Here is a 22,471-nt window from a genome sequence, read left to right on the forward strand (position 1 = left end):
TTGCCGTGTTTTGCATCAGTTTCCCAAGGGAAACTGGGCTGTCTTAAACGGCTTTTAACCACTACCGGCAAAGCTTTTTAAGCCTTGTGGGCTTCGGTGCCGGGTCATGCCGAACGTTTAAGTGCCGGTCAGACTTCGACTGCGCAAAAGAGTACGAGCAAGCATATGAAATCGATCCGCTTCAAGGTGTTGGCGATGCTGGGGATCGTCGCCGCCGGTGCGATCCTTTCCGCAGTCCTGAGCCTCTACGCACTGTCACGTTCCGGTGACCTCAACGCGCGTTCCGACGTTCAGGGCGAGATCGCATTGCTGACCGAGCGGCTCAACACGCAGGTCTTCGCCGTGGTGATGGATTCCCGCGGCATCTACATGTCGAAGGACGCCAAGGAGGCTGAGGCCTTCGCCAAGCCGAAAGAGGCGCGCTTCCCGGTGATGCGTAAGCTCGCCGCCGATCTGGTGGCGCTGGTGCCGGCGCAGGAGCGTGAGACTGCGCTCAAGCTGCAGAAGTCGGTCGAGGAATTCATCACCTTCCGTGGTGAGTTGATTCGCCTCGGTCGCGAGGTTTCGACCGCGGCCGCCAACCAGCAGGGCAACAACGACGAGAACCGCGCCAACCGCAAGGCGCTGAACGACCAGCTCGTCGCCTTCGGCAAGCGCAACGAGGAGGTCGGGAACCGGCTCTCCGACGAGGCGGCGGCCTTCACACGCCAGGTGCAGTGGATTCTCCCGTCAGTGCTGTTTGCCGCCTTGCTGGCCTCGGTCGCGGCAGCGCTTCTGTTCGCACAACGTTCGATCACGCGTCCGCTGCTCGATCTCAGCGCGAGCATGAGCCGTCTCACCGCCGGCGAGACCGCGATCGCGGTGCCGCATACCAAGCGGCAGGACGAGGTCGGCGACATGGCGCGGGCCGTGGCGGTCCTGCGTCAGAGCACCGAGCAAGTCGCGCTGCTGCAGGAGCAGGAGCGGGCTGCCGCGGCGGACCGAATTCGCTCCGCCGACGCGATGTCGGTTGTGGTGTCGGATGTCGGCGAGGTGGTCGCGGCAGCGGCGGCGGGCGATTTCTCGGCGCGGCTGCAGATCGACGATGCCGACGAGCAGATGCAGAAGCTGGTCGCCGGCATCAACGAGATCAATGCCGTGGTCGACGGCGCCACCACCGAGTTCGTCGACGTCCTGCAGGCGCTCGCCGCGGGCGATCTCACCCGCCAGGTGCCGACGGCCTATCGCGGCCGCTTCGCCGAGCTCAAGGATGCGGTCAACGAGACGATCGCCCGCCTCTCCGAGACGGTCTCGACCATCCAGGTGACGGCGTCGGATGTCGGCATCGCCGCCCGCGAGATCAATATGGGCGCAGACGACCTGTCGAAGCGCACCGAGGAGCAGGCCTCCTCGCTCGAGGAGACCGCAGCGACGACCGAAGAGCTGGCGGCCTCGGTGAAGGCTTCGGCTCAAGGCGCGCGCCAGGCGGCGGCAGTGGCCGAGGAGGCGATGAAGGCAGCGCAGGACGGCGGCGCCATCGCCGGCGAGGCAGTCAGCGCCATGGCGCGGATCGAGGACGCCTCAAAGAAGATCTCCGAGATCGTCTCGGTCATCGATGGCATCGCCTTCCAGACCAATCTGCTTGCCCTCAACGCCGCGGTCGAAGCGGCGCGGGCGGGCGATGCCGGCAAGGGCTTCGCGGTCGTCGCTTCGGAAGTGCGCACCCTGGCGCAGCGCTCGGGCGAGGCTGCCAAGGACATTTCCGGGCTGATCTCCTCGTCCAATGCCGAGGTCGAGGCCGGGGTGAAGCTGGTGCGCCGGGCCGGCGAGTCGTTGGAGACGATCCTGGCGGCCTCGCAGAAGGTCACCGGTACGATCCAGGAGATCTCGGCGGCGGCGGGCGAGCAGGCCAACGGCATCGAGGAGATGAGCCAGGCGGTCGCCCATCTCGACGAGATGACGCAGGCCAATGCGGCGCTGGCCGAACAGAGCGCCGCCTCGGCCGGGGCGCTGTCGGGCCGGATCGGCGAGCTCAACACGCTGGTGGCGAGCTTCCGCACCGGCAGCGGGGCGAAACTCGCCATGGCGCCCGCGCCGGCCTTCGCCGGCCCCGGGACGCGCCCGGCTGCCAGATCTGCTGCGATGCCTGCGATGCGCGTGCCCGCACGATCCGCGGGCACCGCACCGCATGCTGCCGGCGCGGCCGATCGCAGCAGCGGCCAGGCGCCCGAGCCGGAGCGGCTGCGCCAGCTCGCCGAGGCCGCCTTCGCCCAAAGCAAGGCCGCCGCGCCCCAGCGCGCTCCAGCCCAGACCCGCAAGGCCGCAAACGGGCGCGCAAATGACACAGGATGGGAGGAGTTCTAGAGCATTTTCAAGCGAAGTGGGCACCGGTTCGCGTGAAGAAAATGCGATAAGACAAAGACCTAGAGCAGCTCCGCGGTTCGGAGAATTGCGGAACTGCTCTAGGCGGCGCGCTGACGGCGGCAGATCAGGCCGAGCGCTGGCTCGGTGCAGCGGCGGCGAGCATGGTCGCCGCCATCTGGTCGTAGAGCTCGCTCCAGGCCGCTCGCGCCTGCGCCGTGAAAGCATCTCCCAACGCGGTCTCCAGCGTCCAGAGCAGGGCACCGCGAACGGCCTCGTAATGCGCCGGCCGGACACCGTAGCCGCTGTGGCGCTCGCCGAGCCGCGCCAGCAGGGCGTTGAGTCCCGTCGGGTCGTTCAACATGGCGAGCGCGACCGTCAGCGTTTCGATCAGCTTCGCCGCTTGCGCCTCGATGTTGGTCTTGAACAGCGCGCGCGTGTTGGGCATCGTGGTGAAGAGCCGCTCATAGAAGAGGCAGGCCGTCTCGATCTTGCGCCGGTGCAGTTGCGCAAAGTTCGACCGGATCAGCGCGATATCTTGCGGCGTCACGACTCGTCCCTTTTCAGCGCGGCAGCATGAGGGATCGTCGCAGGAAGTGTCCGCCAAGATGCGCGAAAATGCAACCTGGAGTTAATGAATCGCTACTTCGCCGTCGCAGCGTCGCTACGAGGCCGGCTGGCCGGCCGACCTCATCAGGCCGAGCCGCTCGCGGGCGAACCAGCGGGCCAGCATCAGGGCGGCGACAATAGCAAGGCCGGTCGCGAGTCCGATCCAGATGCCGACGCCGGCGAGCGGTGTCAGGAAGCCCAGCGCTGCCGAGAGCGGCAGGCCGATGCCCCAATAGCCGAGGCCGGCGAACAACATCGGCATGCGCGTGTCGCGCAGGCCGCGCAGGATCGAGACCCCGACCACCTGGATGCCGTCGACGATCTGGAAGATCGCCGCATAGAACAGGAACACCATGGCGAGCTCTGCCACCTCGGCGGCGCGCGGCTTGCCGGCGTCGAGGAATGGCACGACCAGCCAATGCGGGATCAGCAACATCAGCAGGGCGGTGAAGCACATGAAGGCGGTCGCGAGCACGAGCGCCGTCGCGCCGGCCCGGGTGATGCCCGCGCTGTCGCCGGCGCCAAAGGCGCGCCCGACCCTGACGGTTCCGGCCTGGCCAATGCCCATTGGCACCATGAAGCACAGTGAGGCGATCTGGATCGCGATCGCATGGGCGGCGAGCGAGGTCGGGCCGAGCAGTCCCATCAGGAAGGCAGCGCCGTTGAAGATCCAGACCTCGAAGCCGACCGTGGTGCCGATCGGCAGGCCCATCCGCCAGAAGGCGCGATAACGGCTCCAATCCGCCCGCCAGAACCGGCCGAACAGATGATAGCGCCGAAAGCGCCGGTCGAGTGAGACCACCAGCGCGAGGCCGGCGAACATCAGGGTCGAGGCCAGCGCCGTCGCCATTCCCGAACCGGGCAGCCCGAATGCCGGGAAGCCGAGCCGCCCGAACATCAGCACCCAGTTGGCGAAGGCGTTGAAGCCGACCGCAAAGAGCACGGTCACGAAGACCCAGAACGGCCGCTGCAGCGCTGCGAGGAATCCGCGCAAGGCAAGATAGAAGTAGAAGGGCAGGAGCCCCCACTGCAGTGTGTGCAGATAGGAAGCGGCAGCTTTCGCCAGCGCCGGATTCTGGCCCATCGCCGTCAGGATCGCCTCGGCTTGCCAGAGGCAGAGCCACATCGGGCCGGCCATGGTCGCCGCCACCCAGAAGCCCTGGCGCACGGTGCGGCGCACGTCGCGGACCGAATGCCGGTTCCGCCCAAGCTCGATCGCGACCATCGGTGCGACGGCGGCCATCACACCGATGCCGAAGATCAGGAAGGCCATGTAGAGATTGGAGGCGAGCGCGCCGGCGGCCAGCGAGTCGGGGCCGAGATGGCCCATCATGATCACGTCGGTCGCCGTCATCGCCGTCTGGGCGACATTGGTCAGCACCATCGGCCAGCTCAGCGCCAGCATGGCTTTGACCTCGGTGAGCCAGGGGCTCCCCGAGCGGTAGGGCAGGGCAATCTGCGACATGATGGCTGCCTTTTATCTGGGCAGAGTGCTCCTTCAAAGTCCTCGGCGCGCCGGGCTGGACCGCGCCCTGCGCGTGGCGCGCTGCCGGCCCGCGTCGTGCCGCCCAATCTGCCTCTTGCGCGCGAGCGCCCGTTCCGGCCTGCTGGGGGCCTGAACGGGCGCCTATGGAGAGCCGACGCGATGAGCACCAATCTGCGGATCGACGGGGAGCGCCTGCTCTCGCGGCTGGCGGCCCTGTCGAAGATCGGGGCGACGCCGGAAGGCGGCTGCCGGCGCCTTGCGTTGACGGATGAAGACAAGCAGGGGCGGGGCTGGCTGGTCGGTGAACTGAAGGCGCTCGGCCTCGATGTCCGCGTCGATGCGATCGGCAATATCGTCGGCATCCTCAAGGGCCAGGAGGACGGGCCGGCGGTGATCATGGGCTCGCATATCGATACGGTCGGCACCGGCGGTCGCTTCGATGGCGCGCTCGGCGTGATCGGCGGCGTCGAGGTGCTGGCGGCCTTGCGCGATGCCGGCGTGACGCCCAAGCGCGACATGGCGGTGATCGCCTTCACCAATGAGGAGGGCGCGCGCTTCCATCCCGACATGCTCGGCTCCTATGTCTGGGCCGGCGGGATGAGCGTCGCTGCCGCCCATGCCGAGAAGGACGCCGACGGCGCCGTGCTCGGCAGGGAGCTGAACCGCATCGGCTATCACGGGCCGGAGCAGCCCGGCTTCCTGCCGGCGCATGCCTATCTCGAACTGCATATCGAGCAGGGGCCGATTCTGGAGAGCGAGGGCGGTGGCCTCGGCGCCGTCACCGGCATCCAGGGGATCTGCTGGCTCGAGCTGACGTTGACGGGCCGGCCGAGCCATGCCGGCACCACGCCGATGCGCTATCGCAAGGATCCCGGCCTCGCCGCTGCCCGTATCAATATCTTCGCCAACGAACTGACCAAGACGATCCCGGGCCAGCTCGCCAATTCAGGCGTGATCCGCACCTGGCCCGGCAACGTCAACGTCGTGCCCGAGACCGTCGTGATGACGCTCGATCTGCGCAACCCGCTCGATGCGCCGCTGGCCGAGGCCGAGGCTGCCGTCCGCAAGTTCTGCGCCGAATTGTCGGCCCGCGACGACATCGCCATCAGCTTCCGCGATCTCGCCCGCTTCCCGGCGACGCCCTTCGCCGAGGAGCTGATCGCCAGCGTCGAGGCGAGCGCCGCCGAGTTCGGCCTGCCGATCCGCCGGATGATCTCGGGGGCCGGTCACGATGCGCAGATGATGTCGCGGCTCTGCCCGACCGCGATGGTGTTCATCCCCTCGATCGGTGGGCTCTCGCACAACCCGGCCGAGCTCAGCAGCGACGACGACATGGTCGCCGGCGCCAACGTCCTGCTCAGCGCCGCCTGGCGCGCCGCCAACGCCTGACGGGGTAGATCAATGACCAGCATCGCCTCCCTCTCCGCCGCCGAACTCGGCGACCTCTATGCCGCGCGCGAGCTCTCGCCAGTCGAGGTCGCCAGGGACGCGCTCGCCCGCATTGAGCGCTTCGAGCCGGAGGTGAATGCCTTCGTCGCCCGAGATGAGCCCGTAACGCTCGCCATGGCGCAAGCTGCGGAGGGCCGCTGGCTGAAGGGCGAGGCGCTCGGCCCGCTCGACGGCGTGCCGGTGACGATCAAGGACAATCTCGGCGTCGCCGGCTGGCCGATGCGACGCGGCTCGGCGCTGGCTTCCGATGCGCCGTTCCAGCAGGACGCGCCGGCGACGGCGCGGCTGCGCGAGGCCGGCTGCGTCTTCCTCGGCAAGACGTCCATGCCGGAATATGGCTGGAAGGGCGTCGGCGATTCGCCTTTCTCCGGCATCACCCGCAATCCCTGGGACGTCTCGACCGGTCCGGGCGGCTCCTCCTCGGGCGCGGCGGTGGCCGCAGCGCTCAATCTCGGCTGCATCCATCTCGGCACCGACGGCGCCGGCTCGGTGCGCATTCCGGCCGCCTTTTGCGGCGTCTTCGGTCTCAAGCCGACCTATGGCCGCGTGCCGGCCTGGCCCGCCTCGGTGATGGGCTTCCTCGCCCATCTCGGCCCGTTGACCCGCACCGTGCGCGATTCCGCCCTCGCGATGAATGCGATTGGCCGGCCCGATGCGCGCGACATGACCGCTTTCAAGGATGCCCCGCCCGATTTCACCGCTGGGCTCGATCGCGGCGTGCGCGGCCTGCGCATCGCCTGGTCGCCCCGTCTCGGCGGTGACGCGCTGGTCGATCCCGAGATCGCAGCGCTGACGCATGCGGCGGCGCTGACCTTCCGCGAACTGGGCGCGACCGTCGAGGAGGTCGACCCTGGCTTCGACGATCCGATCGAAACGCTGATGACGCTCTGGTCGGCCGGCGCGGCTTTGGCCCTGCGCAGCACCGATGCAACCGGGCGTGCGCAGATGGACCCCGGCCTCGTTGCTGTCGCCGAGATGGGCGAGCGGATCGAGAGCGCCACTTACGTCGATGCCCTGCTATATCAGCGCAATGCGCTCGCCTATCAGATGGCGCAGTTCCATGAGCGGTTCGATCTCCTGCTGACGCCGACGCTGCCGCTGCCGGCCTTCGCGGTCGGCAGGAACACGCCCGAGCATGGCGGCTATGGCGAGGACTGGACGCGCTGGACGCCGCTGACCTACCCCTTCAACATCACCCAGCAGCCGGCCGCCGCCGTGCCCTGTGGGCTGACCTCGGCCGGATTGCCGGCGAGCCTGCAGATCGTCGGGGCCTTCGGCAATGATGCGCTCGTCATGCAGGCGGCTGTATCTTTCGAGTCTGCGCGTCCTTTCGCGCGTGTCGATGCGCCGATCAAATCGATTTAAGCGGATCGGCGCAATTTTCTGCGCCGGCCCCCCGGCTTTGCGTGTCGTTTGCTTGCAAACGATGTCGTGAGCCGCAAACCGGTTCCGTCTGGCACGAACCCTGCAGGGCCAATTCTTGTCGTAGCGACCCGTCAAGCGTGTTGTCAGGTGCAGATTTTTCTGCCCACACTCTAGGCAAGGTCGCCCGATCAGAGGCCGCCGCCGCTTCAGGGGAGAGTACAAGATGGACCGCAGGAATTTTCTGAAGACCGCCGCCGGGACCGGCGTTCTGGCAGCAACCGGCGGCCTCGCCATGCCGGCGCTCTCGCAGGGCGCGGCAGCCAAGACGCTGCGCTTCGTGCCGCAGGCCAACCTCGCCAATTTCGACCCGATCTGGGGGACGCAATACGTCGTCCGCAATGCCGCGGCATTGGTCTGGGACACGCTCTACGGCATCGATTCGAAGTTCCAGCCGCAGCGCCAGATGGTCGAGGGCGAGGAGGTCTCCTCCGACGGCCTGACCTGGACCTTCAAGCTGCGTTCCGGCCTCAAATTCCATGACGGCACGCCGGTGCTCGCCAAGGACGTGGTGCAGAGCCTCAAGCGCTGGCAGGCCCGCGATCCGATGGGTCTGATGATCAAGGCGATCGAGAACGAGCTCTCCGCCGTCGACGACCGCACCTGGACATGGAAGCTCAAGCAGCCCTTCCCGAAGATGCTGCTGGCGCTCGCCAAGAACAACGCGCCGTGCTCCTTCATCATGCCCGAGCGCATCGCCAAGACTGATCCGTTCACGCAGATCACGGAATATGTCGGCTCCGGGCCGATGAAGTTTGCCCGCAATGAATGGGTGCCGGGCGCCAAGGCCGTCTTCGAGAAATTCGCCGACTATGTGCCGCGCTCCGAGAAGGCCGATTGGCTCGCCGGCGGCAAGAATATCCTGGTCGACCGCGTCGAATGGGTGATCATCCCGGACGCGGCGACCGCAGCCGCGGCGCTGCAGAGCGGCGAGGTCGACTGGTGGGAGACCCCGCTCTCCGACCTCGTGCCGGTGCTCAAGGGCCACAAGGACATCAACGTCGATATCGGCGACCCGCTCGGCAATATCGGCGCCTTCCGCATGAACCACCTGCATCCGCCCTTCAACAATCTGAAGGTGCGCCAGGCGGTGCTGACGGCGATGAACCAGGAAGACTTCATGCGCTCGATCGTCGGCGACGACGACAAGCTCTGGAGGCCGCTGCCTGGCTTCTTCACGCCCGGCACGCCGCTCTATACCGAGGCGGGCGGCGACATGCTGAAGATGAAGAATGTCGCGGCCGCCAAGAAGCTCATCGCCGAGTCCGGCTATAATGGCGAGCCGGTGATCTGCGTCGTGGCGCAGGACATGTCGGCGACCAAGGCGATGGGCGACGTCACGGCCGAGCTGCTCAAGAGCATCGGCCTGAAGGTCGACTTCGTCGCCACCGACTGGGGCACGGTCGGCGCGCGCCGCGCCCAGAAGACCCCGCCGAGCCAGGGCGGCTGGAGCATGTTCCACACCTGGCATGCCGGTGCAGACTGCCTCAACCCGTCCTCCTACACGGCGATTCGGGCGAATGGCGAAAAGGCCTGGTTCGGCTGGCCGGACGTGCCGGCGGTCGAGACCGAGGTCACCAACTGGTTCAACGCCAAGGACATGGCCGAGGAGAAGGCGGCGATGGACCGCCTCAACAAGGCCGCCGTCGAGAACGTCGTCTATGCGCCGACCGGCTTCTATCTCGGTTACCAGGCTTGGCGGAAGAACGTCACCGGCGTGACCAGCGGCCCGCTGCCCTTCTTCTGGGGCGTGTCCAAGGCCTGAGACCGAGCAAGCCTGCGGCCCGGCTGACCCCGGGGCGCGGCTCCAATCAAGCCGCCGGACTTTTCGGGGTCGCGATCCCAACAAGTCCGGCGCCAGCAGCGGCAACTCAGGGGTTCGATGCTCGCTTTCATCGTCAGACGCATTATCTCGACGATCCCCGTCATGGCATTCGTGGCGCTGTTCGTCTTCTCGCTCCTCTACATCGCGCCAGGCGATCCGGCGGCCGTGATCGCCGGCGACCAGGCCTCACCCGCCGACGTCGAGCGCATCCGCGCCAGCCTGGGCCTCGACCGACCCTATCTGGTCCGCTTCGGCGAATGGTTCTTCCGGGTGCTGCAGGGCGATCTCGGCACCTCGATCTTCACCTCGCTGCCGGTGACGCAATTGATCGGCCAGCGCATCGAGCCGACCTTGTCGCTGATGGTGCTGACGCTGATCCTGGCGGTTTCGATCGCCGTGCCGCTCGGCGTCATCGCGGCCTGGAAGGCCGGCACCTGGGTCGACCGTGCCGTGGTCGGCTTTGCGGTGTTCGGCTTCTCGGTGCCGGTCTTCGTGATCGGCTACCTGCTCGCCTATGTCTTCGCGCTCAAGCTCGACTGGGTGCCGGTGCAGGGCTACACGCCGATCGCGCAGGGCATCTGGCCCTGGTTCAAGAACCTGATCCTGCCCTCGATCACGCTGGGCACGGTGTATATCGCGCTCATCGCGCGCATCACCCGCGCGACCATGCTCGAGGTGCTGCAGCAGGACTATGTCCGCACCGCCCAGGCCAAGGGCGTCGGCAACCGTGACGTGCTCTTCCTGCATTCGCTGAAGAACGCGGCGGTGCCGGTCGTCACCATCATCGGCATCGGCGTCGCGCTGCTGATCGGTGGCGCCGTCGTCACCGAGAGCGTCTTCGCCATTCCCGGTCTCGGCCGGCTGACGCTCGATGCGATCCTGCGGCGCGACTATCCGGTCATCCAGGGCGTCGTGCTGATCTTCTCGTTCGTCTACGTGCTGGTGAACCTGGCCGTCGACCTGATCTACACCCTCGTCGATCCGAGGATACGCTATTGACCGCTCCAGCTGCTCCACTGCCCCTGGCGGATGACATCGGCGCGGGCGTCAAGCCGCCCAGGCGCTCTTATCTGCGCAAGCACCCTTCGGTCGCGATCGGCGGCTTCCTGCTGCTGACGATGATCTTCATCGCCGTCTTCGCGCCGCTGCTCTTTACCGTCGATCCGACGGCGATCTCGACGGCGCGGCGCACCCGCGTACCGTCCGAACTGTACTGGTTCGGCACCGACATGCTCGGCCGCGACATCTATTCGCGCGTCGTCTACGGCGCCCGCGTCTCGCTGATCGTCGGCTTCTCGGTCGCGATCCTGGCCTCGGTCGTGGGGCTCGCGATCGGGCTGTTCTCCGGCTTCGTGCGCTGGGCCGACGGCATCGTCATGCGCGTCATCGACGGCATGATGTCGATCCCGCCGATCCTGCTCGCCATCGCCCTGATGGCGCTGACGCGCGGCTCGGTCGGCAACGTCATCCTCGCCATCACCATCGCCGAGATCCCGCGTGTTGCCCGCCTGGTGCGATCAGTCGTGCTCTCGTTGCGTGAGCAGCCCTATGTCGAGGCTGCGATCTCGAACGGCGCCCGCGTGCCGCGCATCATCATCAAGCACATCCTGCCCAACACGATCGCGCCGATGACGGTGCAGGCGACCTATATCTGCGCCAGCGCGATGATCATCGAGGCGATCCTGTCCTTCATCGGCGCGGGCGTGCCGCCGGCGACCCCGTCCTGGGGCAACATCATGGCCGAGGGCAGGGCACTCTGGCAGGTTCGGCCGCACATCGTCTTCTTCCCGGCGCTGTTCCTGTCGATCACCGTGCTCGCCGTGAACCTGCTCGGCGACGGCCTGCGCGACTCGCTCGATCCCAGGCTGGCCAAAAGCATCTGAAGGCGTTCGACGTCATGGCATGTGTGGCTATCGGGCAAGCACGAAGCCCGATCCGTTCGTCGAATTGGCCCGCTGGCCGGCCGATTCGCTCGCTCGGTCCCATTGTCGCCTTCGGTGATGGCGCTGATGGCCGGGCGCTAGGCCCGCAGGTCGAGAACGGCGTCCCCGGACACCGCGTCGGTGACGCCGAGGCCACCGCCAAGGTCCTCGAGCGTGTCGCGGAAGCTGCCCAGCGTCGCGATCATCTGGTCGCGGGCGCCCTTCAAGGCGGCGAGGTCCTCCCATTCGCCGATCAGGCAATAAGAATGGTCGCCGGTCTTGATGATGTGGCCCCGCGCGAGGCCCGGCCAGTTGGCCTTGCCCTGGCGATGGGCGTCGAGGAATTCGGCCTCGCGCCCGGGCTTGATGCGGAAGCGGACGACATTGAACGTGGCCATGGCCTTGACCCGCAGCTCGATGCTGCCCCGGCAGCCGCGGCCGGCGGTTCCGGACCGAGCCTAGAGGGAACGCCAGACGGTATTGCCGTAAGGGCAACTGCGCAATGGCGCACAGGGATAGCGGTGTTCGCCTCCGGCAGCATCCTCGAGCAACGAACAAGCACAGCAGGAGCCTTCCGATGCCTCGTATCCTGACCGTCGGCGCAGCCCAGCTCGGGCCGATCCAGCGCGAGGAGAGCCGCAGCTCCGCCGTTGCCCGGATGATCGAGCTGATGCGTCAGGCGAAGTCGAATGGCTGCGACCTCGTCGTCTATCCGGAGGCAGCGCTGACCGCCTTCTTCCCGCATTGGTGGATGGAGGACGAAGCCGAGATCGACAGTTATTTCGAGAGCGCGATGCCCTCGAACGAGACGGCGCCGCTCTTCGCCGAAGCCGAGCGGCTCGGCATCGGCTTCCATCTCGGCTATCCGGAACTGGCCTTCGAGGACGGCCGCAAGCGCCGCTTCAACACCGCGATCATCGTCGACAAGTCCGGCAAGATCGTCGGCAAATACCGCAAGATCCATCTGCCGGGGCATCCTGAGCACCGCCCCGACGCCGTCTTCCAGAATCTCGAGAAGCGCTATTTCGAGACCGGCAATCTCGGCTGGCCTGTCTGGGAGACCATGGGCGGCCGGCTCGGCATGATGATCTGCAACGACCGGCGCTGGCCCGAGAGCTATCGCGTCATGGGGCTGCAAGGCGTTGAGATGATCGTGCTCGGCTACAACACGCCCAAGCACAACCCGCCGGCGCCGGCGCACGACCGGCTCGGCAATTTCCACAACCAGCTCGTCATGCAGGCCGGCGCCTATCAGAACGCGACCTGGGTCGTTGGCGTCGCCAAGGCGGGATTGGAGGCCGGCGTCGACCAGATCGGCGGCTCCTGCATCATCGCCCCGACCGGAGAGGTGGTGGCGCAGGCGGTGACCGAGGGGGACGAACTCGTCGTCGCCCGCTGCGATCTCGATCTCGGCAACAGCTACAAGAGATCGACCTTCAACTTCGCGAAGCATCGCGAGCCGCAAACCTACGGCATGATCGTCGAGCGCAAGGGCGCGGTGATCGCGTGAGTGCTGACGGCGCATGCGCCGCATTCCCTAGGCGCAGCCTGGAACCGCGTCTGATCAGGCCAATGGCTCCCGGAAGCCGCATCCGCTCGTCGAGCCGATGGATGCGGCGCCTCGACAGGAGTGCCGACATGGTCGCCGAACCCTTCAACAAGACCTGCTTCGTCTCTGACAACCCGGCCGACCAGGCCAGCATCACCTTCTACAACAACGACGCCCGCGGCATCGCGAAAGGGCCGCAGAACGGCGGCATGTCGCATGTCCAGCGCATCCATCTCAACGTCGGGCAGTACTATTTCCGCTTCTGTGACAGGAGGCGCTTCGGCGAAGATTGGAAAGCCGCAGCTTCTGGCTGCTGGTGGGCCGACTACGAAGTTTTCGTCAAGGTGAAGCAGGCGGCGCAGCGCCAGCGCACGATCCAACGCTATGCCAAGAATATTCGCTCGTCGCGGCTCGCCTATGCGGCCAAGCTCTACTTCGCCATTCCCTACGAATGGGGCGATTGCGGTTCGCTGGTCATCGCCCGGCTCGACGTCCGCCTTGACGCCTACAAGGGGCGCGGGCTTCCCGCCTTCTACAATCGCGACCCGGATGAGGCCGACGAGCGCGACGGCAATGCCGATTACATTCCGATCCAGGACCCGACCGTCTCGCAGCTCTACATCCCCGGCCTGCGAGGTCGCTTCGACGACGTCTTTACCGTTATCCAGAAGGGCGCTACGGGCGGCTTCGCCTGAACGCGAAGCGTCCGCCCGCCCGGTTTCCCAAGGAGCAGTCATGACTCACGATCTCATCCTCAAGGGCGGACGGGTGATCGACCCGTCGCAGAAGCATGACGGCATCCTCGACGTCGCCTTCACCGGCGGGAAGGTCTCGGGTTTCGGCAAGGACCTGAAGGGAGCCAAGGAGATCCGTGACGTCTCTGGCTACATCGTCACGCCGGGCCTGATCGACCTGCACACCCATGTCTACTGGGGCGGCACCTCGCTCGGCATCGACGCCGACGAGTTCTGCCGCGCCTCCGGCGTCACCACCTCGGTTGATACCGGCTCGGCCGGGCCCGGCAACTGGCCGGGCTTCCGCAAGCATGTGATCGAGAAGAGCCAGGCGCGCATCCTCGCCTATCTCCACGTCTCGCATGCCGGCATCTACGGCTTCGACCATCGCGTCATGGTCGGCGAGAGCGGCGATCTGCGCCTGATGAACCCGATCGACTGCGTCGAGGTCGCCGACAAGAACCGCGACCTGATCGTCGGCATCAAGGTTCGCGTCGGGCTACACGCCTCCGGCACCTCCGGCACCGTGCCGCTCAATATCGCGCTGCAGGTCGCCAACGAGGTTGGCATGCCGCTGATGTGCCATATCGACCATCCGCCGCCATCCTATGAGGAGGTGATTGGCATGCTGCGGCCGGGCGACGTGCTGACCCACGCGTTCCGGCCCTTCCCCAATGCGCCGGCGACGGCGCAGGGCACGGTGAAGCCCGAGGTGCTCGCCGCCCGCAAGCGCGGCGTCATCTTCGACATCGGCCATGGCAAGGGCTCGTTCTCGTTCAAGACGACGCGCGCCATGCTCGCCAACGGCTTCGAGCCGGACGTGATCTCCTCCGACGTGCACAAGCTCTGCATCGACGGCCCGGCCTATGACCAGGTCACCACCATGTCGAAGTTCCTCTGCATGGGCATGAGCCTGAACAATGTGATCGCGGCCTCGACCGTGAACGCGGCGATGGCGCTGAAGCGGACGGAATACGGTTCGCTCAAGGTCGGCTCGCTCGGCGACGCGACCGTGCTGACGGTCAAGGAAGGCAAGTTCGACTATGTCGACGTCGTCGGCGAGCACCTCATCGGCGATCGCAAGATCGTCTCCGAGGGCGTGGTGCTGAAGGGCGCCTGGTGGCACCCCAAGCGCAGCAACAAGTTCAGGAAGGTCGAGGCGGCGTAGCGGTTTTCAGCCTCTAGAACACGAGTCATCCCGGACAAGCCGCGAAGCGGCGCCGATCCGGGATCCATTCCTGAGCCTTTCCGATGAAGGTTCCGGAATGGGTCCCGGGTCTCCCTGCGGTCGCCCGGGACGACGCGTAGAGAGAAGCCGCTGACTTCATGCCTGAAAAGATTTCCTCCTCCTGGCGCCCCATGACCGCCACCGACCTGCCGACTGTGATGGCAGTCGCAGCGCAGGTGCACCCGAACTACCCGGAAAGCGAGGTGGTCTTCGCCGAGCGGCTCGCACTCCATCCTGCCGGCTGCCTCGTGCTGACGGGCGCAGAGGGGCTCGGCGGCTATGTGCTGAGCCATCCCTGGCGGCTCGGACAGGTGCCGGCGCTCGACAGCCTGCTCGGCGCGCTGCCCGATGACGCCGACGCTTACTACATTCATGACCTTGCTCTGCTGCCGGTCGCGCGCGACGGTGGCGCCGCCTCCACATGCGTCGACCGGCTGGCGGCTCATGCTCGTGCATCGGGCTTTGTCCGCATGGCGCTGGTCGCCGTCGGCAACTCGGCCGGCTTCTGGCGTCGCCAGGGCTTTCGTGAGGCGCATGACGAAGCCCTTGCCCGCAAGCTTGCGAGCTATGACGATGCGGCCCGCTATCTGGTTCGCGATTTGAAAGACGATGGGAGAAACGCATGAGTGCCGATGACAAGCTCAGGGAATTGGGCCTGACCCTGCCCGACGTCCCGACCCCGGTCGCGACCTATGTCAGCTTCAAGCGTGTCGGTGATTTCATCTACCTCTCCGGCCAGGGTCCCAAGCGTGCCGACGGCACCTATCCGACCGGCAAGGTCGGCGCCGATGTCTCGATCGAGGAAGCCTATGAGCACGCCAAGCAGACCGGTCTCGGCCTGCTGGCGGCGATGAAGAAGGCGGCCGGCTCGCTCGACAAGATCGAGGTCGTGAAGCTGCTGGGCATGGTCAATGCCGCCCCTGACTTCTCGCAGCATCCCAAGGTCATCAATGGCTGCTCGGACCTGTTCGTCGCCGTGCTCGGCGACAATGGCCGCCATGCCCGCTCGGCCGTCGGCATGGGCTCGCTGCCCAACAACATGACCGTCGAGATCGAAGTCATCGTCCGGGTGCTGCCGTGACCGCGCTCGCAGAGGAAATCGCCCGCGTCTACGGCACGCCCGCGGTCGTCATCGACCTCGACAAGGTCGAGGCCAATATCGCCAGGCTCCAGGCCGCCTGCGACGCCGCCGGCGTCGCCAACCGTCCGCACATCAAGACGCACAAATCGCCCGAGCTGGCGCGCATGCAGGTCGCGGCCGGCGCGCGCGGCATCACCTGCCAGAAGCTCGGCGAGGCCGAGGTCATGGCCGATGGGGGCATCGACGATATCCTGATCAGCTACAACATTCTGGGCGAGGAGAAGCTGGGCCGGCTCGGAGCGCTGCAAAGACGCGTCCGCATGATCGTCGCCGCCGACAATCCCGTCACCATCGCCGGCTTGCCCAAGGCCGCCGAGATCGCCGGGCGCAATCTCGAGGTCGTGGTCGAGTGCGACACCGGCCGCAAGCGCGCCGGCGTCGAGACGCCGGGCGAAGCCGTCGAACTGGCGAAACAGATCGCTGCATCCAGGGGCCTGACCTTCGCCGGCTTCCTGATGTATCCGCCTGAGACCGGTTGGCCGGCGACGCAGGATTTCCTCGACACCGCCAATGCCGGCCTGCGCGAGGCTGGCCTCGAAGCCGGCATCATCTCGACCGGCGGCTCACCCAACATCCCGAACATCGGCAAGCTCAAGGGCTCGACCGAGCATCGCTCCGGCACCTCGATCTTCAACGATCGCATGCAGATCGCGGCCGGGGTGGCGGAGCTGGAAGACTGTGCGCTGACCGTCTACGCCACGGTCGTCAGCCGGGCTGGGCCGGAGCGCGGCATCCTCGATTCCGGCTCGAAGACGCTGACCAGCGACAAGGGCGGGCTCGACGGCCACGGCTATATCCTCGAATATCCGCTGGCCAGGATCGCGCAATTCGCCGAGGAGCACGGCTTCCTCGACCTCTCCGGCAGCAATGAGCGGCCCAATGTCGGCGAGGTCGTGCGTGTGGTGCCGAACCATGTCTGCGTCGTCGTCAACATGGTCGACCGGCTGGTGACGGTGCGCGGCGACAAGCTCGTCGGCGAACTGCCGGTGGCGGCACGAGGGAAGCTGACCTAAGGTTCACGAGGCGTCATGCTCGGGCTTGACCCGAGCATCTCGAACCGGAGGAGGCTCCTGCCGGCGCCTTCTCGCCCTGAGATTCTCGGGTCTGCGCTCCGCTCCGCCCGAGAAGGACGCCCAGTCTTTGCTACCCCTTCCCGCGATCCTCCAGGAAGGCGACCAGATCCTGCCGAACCAGCTCGATATGGTCGACGAGCAGGCGGCAGGCTTCCTGCATCGCTCCGGCGCGGCAGAGTCGGATCAGCTCGTTGTGCTCGGTCCGCGCCCGCTCGATCGAGGAGCTGCGCTGCAATTGCAGCCGTGTGTAGCGGTCGCTGGTCTGCAATAGCCCCGCGACGATCGCGAGCGTGCGCGGCTGGGTCGCCCGCGCATAGAGGGCCATGTGGAAATCGGCGTTCAGCAACCCCCAGCGGCTGACGTCACCAGCCGTCATCGCTTGCTCGAACGCAGCCTCCATCCCGGCGACGGCGGCGAAATCCTCCACCGTTAATGCCGGCACTGAGCTTGCCAGCAAGCGCGGCTCCAGGAGCTTGCGCAACTCGAAGACGTCATTGATCTCGTCCAGCGACAGTCCTGAGACGATCGCGCCCTTATGCGGCACGATCCGGACGAACCCCTCCGCCTCCAGCTGGAACAGCGCCTCGCGCACCGGGATGCGGCTGACCTCATAGGCCTGCGCCAGCGCATCCTGCCGCAATTGCGAGCCGGCCGGATAACTGCCGTCGAGGATCTCCTGGCGGAGCCGGTCGACGATCGCAGAGGCGAGGGTGCGGTGCTTCAGGGGAGGGGACATCGAGTTGCACCGTAGTGGATCGCAGTGCCGAACGCCATTGACATGTAGATTTTATACAATCTACAAAGCGGCAAGGGGAAGGCAAGAATGAACAATGAAGCTGTCGCGGCGAAAGGCCGCTCCATGGCCGTGCCGGAGGCGATCGTTGCCTTGTCCGTGCACCTGCTCCGGGTCGAGCACCGCGCCATCCAGGCGCTGATGTTCCTGCTCTCGGCGCTGATCCTGCTCAACGTGGTCACGCGCTACACCGGCTACCCGATCTACTGGATCGACGAATCCGCGGTTTACAGCGTGGTCTGGCTCACCTTCATCGGCGCCTCCGCGATGACCCGCATGCGGCTCGATTTCGCTGTGACCATGCTGACCGAGCGCTTCTCGGAGCGCGGCGCCGCGATATTCCGGGTGATCGCGACGCTCGGCGTCGTGCTGTTCGGCATCGCGCTCGGCGTGATGTGCTGGCTCTGGCTCGATCCAGTCGGCATCGCCCAGGCCGGCTTCGACGCCAAGGAATATGCCGGCCAGTCCTTCAACTTCATCTACACCGAGCGGACCCAGACGCTGAACTGGCCGACCTGGGTGATCTACCTGATCATGCCGATCTTCGCGCTCTCGATGACCCTGCATGCCCTGGCGAACCTGTTCGAGGATCTCGGCCTCGTTGCCAAGCAGGAGCTGCCGGGCTTCGCCGCCAATGCCGACGGGGTGGTGAACTGACATGGCGCTGACGATTGGAGCCTTCTTCGGCATCATGCTGGCCGGCGTGCCGATCGCGCTGTGCCTCTGCCTCGGCGCCCTCATCTACATGGCGGCGACCGGCAACATGCAGCTGTTGCCGAACTATCCGTTGCAGATGTTCGGCGGCGTCGACAGCTACGGGCTGATCGCGATCCCGCTCTTCATCCTGATCGGCGAGATCATGAATGGCGGCGGCATCACTCGTCGCATCGTCGACCTCGCCATGGCCTTCGTCGGCTCGCTCAAGGGCGGGCTGGCCTATGTCAACATCCTCGCCAACATGTTCGTCGCCTCCATCCTCGGCTCGGCGACGGCGCAGGTCGCGATCATGGCGCAGGTCATGGTCCCCGAGATGGAGCGCAAGGGCTACGACAAGGACTTCGCCGCCGGCCTCACCGCCTATGGCGGCATGCTCGGCCCGATCATCCCGCCCTCGGTGATGTTCGTGGTCTATGCCGTGCTGGCCCAGGTCTCGGTCAGCGACATGCTGATGGCCGGCATCGTGCCGGGCGTGCTCCTGACCGTGCTGTTCTTCCTGATCATCGCCGGCATGGGCTTCGTCTACAACTACCCGGCCGGTGACAAGCTGACCCTGCGCGAGCGCGTCAGGATCGTGCTGAGCTCGGCCCCGACCCTGCTGATCCCGATCGTCATCGTCGGCTCGATCCTCGGCGGCTTCGCCAATGCGACGGAGGCGGCGGCCGTCGGTTCGGTCGCGGCGTTGCTGATCGGCCGCTACTGGACCAGGCAGCTCGAGTTCGGGCAGCTGCCGCAGATGATGCTGCGCGCCGGCGTCTACTCGGCGATCGTGCTGTTCCTCGTCGCTGCCGCCGCCGTGTTCTCCTGGGTGCTGGTCTACGGCAAGGTCCCGCAGACCGTCGCGGCCTCGATCCAGGCGATCGCCAAGGATCCGGTGACCTTCATGCTGCTGGTCAACGTCATCCTGCTGGTCATCGGCACGGTGATCGATGGCATTCCCGGCCTGATCATGACGGTGCCGATCCTGCTGCCGATCGCGACCGAGGTCTACAGCATCGATCCCCGCCATTTCGGTGTGGTCGTGGTGATCAACCTCGTGCTCGGCCTGCTCTCGCCGCCGGTGGGCCTGTGCTTCTTCGTCGCCGCTGCGGTGACAGGAGCCAAGCCCGGCAAGATGTTCCTGGTGACGCTGCCCTTCTTCATCATCTCCTGCGTCCTCCTGGTCCTGCTCTCGATCTACCCATGGCTCTCGCTGGCCCTGGTGAAGTGAACCTGTCTGCCAACCAATAAGGGGAGTACCGTCATGACCATCTCGCGCCGCCATTTGCTCGCCGCCGCAGCGACCCTGCCGATCGCCAAGCCCGCGCTGCTGCTCGCCCAGAGCAAGGATCTGCGCCTCGGCATCCTCACCCCGAACGGCCATCCCTGGAACGTTGCGGCCGTCAAGGTCGGCGAGCGCCTGAAGGCCGAGACCAATGGCCGGCTGAACCTGACGGTCTTCCACTCCGGCCAGCTCGGAAACGAGGCGGCGATGCTGCAGCAGATGCAGTCCGGCGCGCTCGACATGGGCTGGATCATGGCCGCCGAGCTCGGCTCGCGCGTCCCGGCGATCGGCGCGATCACCGCGCCCTATATCGTCGATTCCACCGCCAAGATCGCCAAGCTGGTGCGCGACCCCGTTGCGATGAAGCTGTTTGACGTCCTGCCGCGCGAGACCGGCTGCGTCGGCATGGCCTGGGGCATCACTGGCATGCGCGCCGTCTTCGCCGCCAAGGAGATCGACGGGATCGCCGGCATCAAGGGCATGAAGCTGCGCATCAACCCGACGCCGGTCTATCGCGACTTCTATCAGCTGCTCGGCGCTGCCCCGACGCCGATCCCGACGCCGCAGGTCTTCGACGCCATGACCAATGGCCAGGTCGACGGGCTCGAGGCGGACCTTGAGTTCTCCTGGAACCAGCGCTTCGACAAGGTCTCCAAGACCATCCTGCAGATGAATGCGATCTTCATGCCGGTGATCGCGCTCGCCTCGGGCCGTGTCTGGCAAGGCATGCCGGCTGCTGATCGCGAGCTGATCCAGAAGACGGTCCGCGCTGCGCTCGACGAGCAGATCGATGCGCTCGCCGGTAACGAGCCCAAGCTGGTCGAGCAGTTCAAGGCGGCCGGCGCCAACTTCAAGCTCGCCAACCCGAAGGACGCCGAGGCGGTCATCGCCGAGTTCGACAAGATCTGGCTGCCCAAGGCGCCGGTGCTGGCCGACCTGCGCAAGGCCGGCAAGGCGATCACGGCCTGATTTTTTAAGCTATCATCACGGCTGCGGGCGTTTCGCCCGCAGCCGCATTTCCTCCCGTGAGCGGACCCCTGCCATGACCAAGAACATCTTCAGCGGCACCATCCCCGCTTTGATGAGCCCCTGCACCGCCTCGGGCGACGTCGATTATGCCGAGCTGGTGCGCACCGGCCGCCACCTGATCGACGCCGGCATGTCGGCGGTGGTCTATTGCGGCTCGATGGGCGACTGGCCGCTGCTCACCGACGAGCAGCGCATGGAGGGCGTCGAGGCCCTGGTGAGGGGCGGCATCCCGCTCATCGTCGGCACCGGCGCGCAGAACCCCAAGCGCGCCGCCGCGCTCGCCGCCCATGCCAAGAAGGCAGGCGCGCAAGGGCTGATGGTCATCCCGCGTGTGCTCTCGCGCGGTTCCTCGCTGCAGGCCCAGCGCGCCCATTTCGAGGGCATACTGGAAGCGGCGGTCGATCTGCCTTCGGTGATCTACAACAGCCCCTATTACGGCTACGAGACCAAAGCCGACCTGTTCTTCGCGCTGAATGCACGCTTCCCGCATCTCGTCGGCTTCAAGGAGTTCGGCGGCGGCGCAGCGCTGACCTATGCGGCCGAGCACATCACCAATCGCGATCCGAAGCTGACCCTGATGGTCGGCGTCGACACGCAGGTCACCCACGGCTTCATCCGCTGCGGCGCCGGCGGCGCGATCACCGGCATCGGCAATGCCCTGCCCAAGGAGGTGCTGCACCTCGTCGCGCTGTCGCAGAAGGCCGCCGCCGGTGACCCACAGGCCGAGCGTGATGCGCTCGAATTGGAGCGGGCGCTCTATGTGCTGTCGTCCTTCGACGAGGGCGTCGACCTCGTGCTGTACTACAAGCACCTGATGGTGCTGGAGGGCCACAAGGCCTATGAGCGCCACTTTAACGACGCCGACAGGCTCTCCGACGCTCAGCGCAACTATGTCGAGACCGAATGGCGCCGCTTCAAGAGCTGGTACGCCAAATGGGCGGCCGAGGGGCGGGCCGCCAAGGCGGCGTGATCAGAGTCGTCACTCTCGGGCGAAGTGCCGGATAAAGGACGCTTGGAACCCTTCTCCCGTGTGGGAGAAGGGCAGGGATGAGGGCCTGCTCTATCCGCAAATGGCACGACAGTGCCGCCTCGCCTTAACAATCAGCGGCGGTCCCTCACCCCTGCCCCTCTCCCATCCGGGAGAGGGGTTCTGCGGAGACTATTCCGGATGCCGCGCATTCCACGCTGCGGCATACTCGCTGCACAGCCGGTCGAGCTCGTCCCGGTCGGTGACGCCGGCAGGGCGCGCCCGCGAGGGTGAGGCCTGCTGGAACGGCACGGAGCGCTGATGCGCAACCCGCCAGATCCGGCGCAGCTCGACGAGCGGCTCGGCGTGGTCGTCGACCCTGATGTCGAAGCTCGGCACCGGCTCGCTCGCCCAGATCCGGATCGCGCTGGATTGCCGGCCACGCTTGTCGCCGCCGGCCTTCTCGCCGGCTTCGAGTGCGACAAGCAGGCGCTCGTCGAAGTCGAGCCCCGAATTCTCGACATAGGCCTTGAGCGTCTCCTGGACGACCTCCGGGCCGGCCAGCATGTTGCCGGCGACCGAGACCTGCGGCCCGTTCACCGCCCCGCACCAGTCGATGCAGGCATTGCCGGTATAGGACGCCGTGCGGCCGTCGCGGTCGATCAGATGGAATTGCCGGTGCGCGCGGCCTTCATCGGCCGCGGTCAGATTGGCGATGATCTCGACCGAGGACCGCCCTTCCTGCAGCAATCTCAGGCCGTCGACGCCGTAGAGCGGGTTGACGAAGGCCTGAGTCGCGATCGCGCCGACCCGGCCGCAGCCATAGGGCACGCGCGCGCCGACGGCGAAGGCGCAGGTCGAGACGGCGACGCCAAAGGCGCCGGTCGCGGCATCGCGAGCGACAATGGACCATGTCATGGAAG

Annotated in this window: 21 protein-coding genes; 16 read left to right on the top strand and 5 right to left on the bottom strand. The window is 66.5% G+C overall.

The annotated features are described in order from the left end of the window. Positions 1–165: 165 nt before the first annotated feature. A complete protein-coding gene (locus tag GV161_RS19070; protein ID WP_152017174.1) occupies positions 166–2,343 on the top strand; it encodes a methyl-accepting chemotaxis protein in 2,178 nt (725 codons plus the stop codon). Between the two features lie 124 nt (positions 2,344–2,467). Here GV161_RS19070 and GV161_RS19075 read toward each other — a convergent pair whose 3' ends face one another. After that, positions 2,468–2,890 (bottom strand): globin domain-containing protein, encoded by a 423-nt coding sequence (locus GV161_RS19075; RefSeq protein WP_159650294.1) that lies wholly within the window; start codon positions 2,888–2,890, stop codon positions 2,468–2,470. A gap of 114 nt (positions 2,891–3,004) precedes the next feature. Then, entirely contained in the window at positions 3,005–4,414 is a 1,410-nt protein-coding gene (locus GV161_RS19080; RefSeq protein ID WP_244624272.1) for an MATE family efflux transporter, read from the bottom strand. Positions 4,415–4,594: 180 nt separating this feature from the next. On the opposite strand from GV161_RS19080, the gene GV161_RS19085 reads away from it, so the two are divergent. The 5 genes from GV161_RS19085 (at position 4,595) to GV161_RS19105 (ending at position 11,014) form a co-directional block, all read left to right on the top strand. Then, on the top strand, positions 4,595–5,824 hold the full coding sequence (locus tag GV161_RS19085; protein WP_152017176.1) for a M20 family metallo-hydrolase: 1,230 nt from the start codon (positions 4,595–4,597) through the stop codon (positions 5,822–5,824). Between the two features lie 12 nt (positions 5,825–5,836). Beyond that, positions 5,837–7,249 carry an amidase gene (locus tag GV161_RS19090; RefSeq protein WP_152017177.1) on the top strand — a complete coding sequence of 471 codons (1,413 nt, stop codon included), beginning with the start codon at positions 5,837–5,839 and terminating at the stop codon, positions 7,247–7,249. 223 nt (positions 7,250–7,472) lie between these two features. Further along, positions 7,473–9,071, top strand: a complete 1,599-nt coding sequence (locus GV161_RS19095) for an ABC transporter substrate-binding protein (protein WP_152017178.1) — start codon at positions 7,473–7,475, stop codon at positions 9,069–9,071. Between the two features lie 117 nt (positions 9,072–9,188). Continuing rightward, positions 9,189–10,130: an ABC transporter permease gene (locus GV161_RS19100; protein WP_152017179.1), complete on the top strand. Its 942-nt coding sequence runs from the start codon at positions 9,189–9,191 to the stop codon at positions 10,128–10,130. A 17-nt stretch (positions 10,131–10,147) separates the two neighbouring features. Beyond that, positions 10,148–11,014 (top strand): ABC transporter permease, encoded by an 867-nt coding sequence (locus GV161_RS19105; protein ID WP_244624303.1) that lies wholly within the window; start codon positions 10,148–10,150, stop codon positions 11,012–11,014. A 137-nt stretch (positions 11,015–11,151) separates the two neighbouring features. On the opposite strand, the gene GV161_RS19110 is transcribed toward GV161_RS19105, so the two are convergent. Continuing rightward, positions 11,152–11,451, bottom strand: a complete 300-nt coding sequence (locus GV161_RS19110) for an antibiotic biosynthesis monooxygenase (protein WP_152017180.1) — start codon at positions 11,449–11,451, stop codon at positions 11,152–11,154. A gap of 179 nt (positions 11,452–11,630) precedes the next feature. Here GV161_RS19110 and GV161_RS19115 point away from each other — a divergent pair, with 179 nt between their 5' ends. The 6 genes from GV161_RS19115 to GV161_RS19140 all read left to right on the top strand — a co-directional run bounded on the left by GV161_RS19115 (position 11,631) and on the right by GV161_RS19140 (position 16,718). Then, the gene (locus GV161_RS19115) at positions 11,631–12,563 is read left to right on the top strand and encodes an N-carbamoyl-D-amino-acid hydrolase (RefSeq protein WP_152017181.1); all 933 of its coding nucleotides are present in this window, start codon (positions 11,631–11,633) and stop codon (positions 12,561–12,563) included. 128 nt (positions 12,564–12,691) lie between these two features. Then, on the top strand, positions 12,692–13,297 hold the full coding sequence (locus tag GV161_RS19120; protein WP_152017182.1) for a hypothetical protein: 606 nt from the start codon (positions 12,692–12,694) through the stop codon (positions 13,295–13,297). Positions 13,298–13,337: 40 nt separating this feature from the next. Continuing rightward, complete coding sequence (locus GV161_RS19125; RefSeq protein WP_152017183.1) at positions 13,338–14,504, top strand: amidohydrolase/deacetylase family metallohydrolase; 1,167 nt, start codon at positions 13,338–13,340, stop codon at positions 14,502–14,504. Positions 14,505–14,662: 158 nt separating this feature from the next. Further along, positions 14,663–15,190, top strand: a complete 528-nt coding sequence (locus GV161_RS19130; RefSeq protein ID WP_152017184.1) for a GNAT family N-acetyltransferase — start codon at positions 14,663–14,665, stop codon at positions 15,188–15,190. Further along, a complete protein-coding gene (locus GV161_RS19135) occupies positions 15,187–15,645 on the top strand; it encodes a RidA family protein (RefSeq protein ID WP_152017185.1) in 459 nt (152 codons plus the stop codon). The genes GV161_RS19130 and GV161_RS19135 overlap by 4 nt, the downstream gene beginning before the upstream one ends. Further along, positions 15,642–16,718, top strand: a complete 1,077-nt coding sequence (locus tag GV161_RS19140) for an alanine racemase (RefSeq protein ID WP_152017186.1) — start codon at positions 15,642–15,644, stop codon at positions 16,716–16,718. The genes GV161_RS19135 and GV161_RS19140 overlap by 4 nt, the downstream gene beginning before the upstream one ends. Positions 16,719–16,848: 130 nt before the next feature. Here GV161_RS19140 and GV161_RS19145 read toward each other — a convergent pair whose 3' ends face one another. Next, on the bottom strand, positions 16,849–17,514 hold the full coding sequence (locus GV161_RS19145; RefSeq protein ID WP_152017187.1) for a GntR family transcriptional regulator: 666 nt from the start codon (positions 17,512–17,514) through the stop codon (positions 16,849–16,851). An 87-nt stretch (positions 17,515–17,601) separates the two neighbouring features. On the opposite strand from GV161_RS19145, the gene GV161_RS19150 reads away from it, so the two are divergent. From GV161_RS19150 to GV161_RS19165, 4 genes are all read left to right on the top strand, one after another. Beyond that, the gene (locus tag GV161_RS19150; protein WP_152017188.1) at positions 17,602–18,228 is read left to right on the top strand and encodes a TRAP transporter small permease; all 627 of its coding nucleotides are present in this window, start codon (positions 17,602–17,604) and stop codon (positions 18,226–18,228) included. Between the two features lies 1 nt (position 18,229). Next, complete coding sequence (locus GV161_RS19155; RefSeq protein WP_152017189.1) at positions 18,230–19,498, top strand: TRAP transporter large permease; 1,269 nt, start codon at positions 18,230–18,232, stop codon at positions 19,496–19,498. A gap of 33 nt (positions 19,499–19,531) precedes the next feature. After that, positions 19,532–20,521 (top strand): TRAP transporter substrate-binding protein, encoded by a 990-nt coding sequence (locus GV161_RS19160; protein WP_152017190.1) that lies wholly within the window; start codon positions 19,532–19,534, stop codon positions 20,519–20,521. Positions 20,522–20,594: 73 nt separating this feature from the next. Further along, entirely contained in the window at positions 20,595–21,551 is a 957-nt protein-coding gene (locus tag GV161_RS19165; protein WP_152017191.1) for a dihydrodipicolinate synthase family protein, read from the top strand. Positions 21,552–21,740: 189 nt separating this feature from the next. Here GV161_RS19165 and GV161_RS19170 read toward each other — a convergent pair whose 3' ends face one another. Then, positions 21,741–22,466: a DUF1028 domain-containing protein gene (locus GV161_RS19170; RefSeq protein WP_152017192.1), complete on the bottom strand. Its 726-nt coding sequence runs from the start codon at positions 22,464–22,466 to the stop codon at positions 21,741–21,743. Positions 22,467–22,471 lie beyond the last annotated feature (5 nt).

The organism is Bosea sp. 29B, from assembly GCF_902506165.1.
In the GTDB taxonomy this organism is placed as follows: domain Bacteria; phylum Pseudomonadota; class Alphaproteobacteria; order Rhizobiales; family Beijerinckiaceae; genus Allobosea.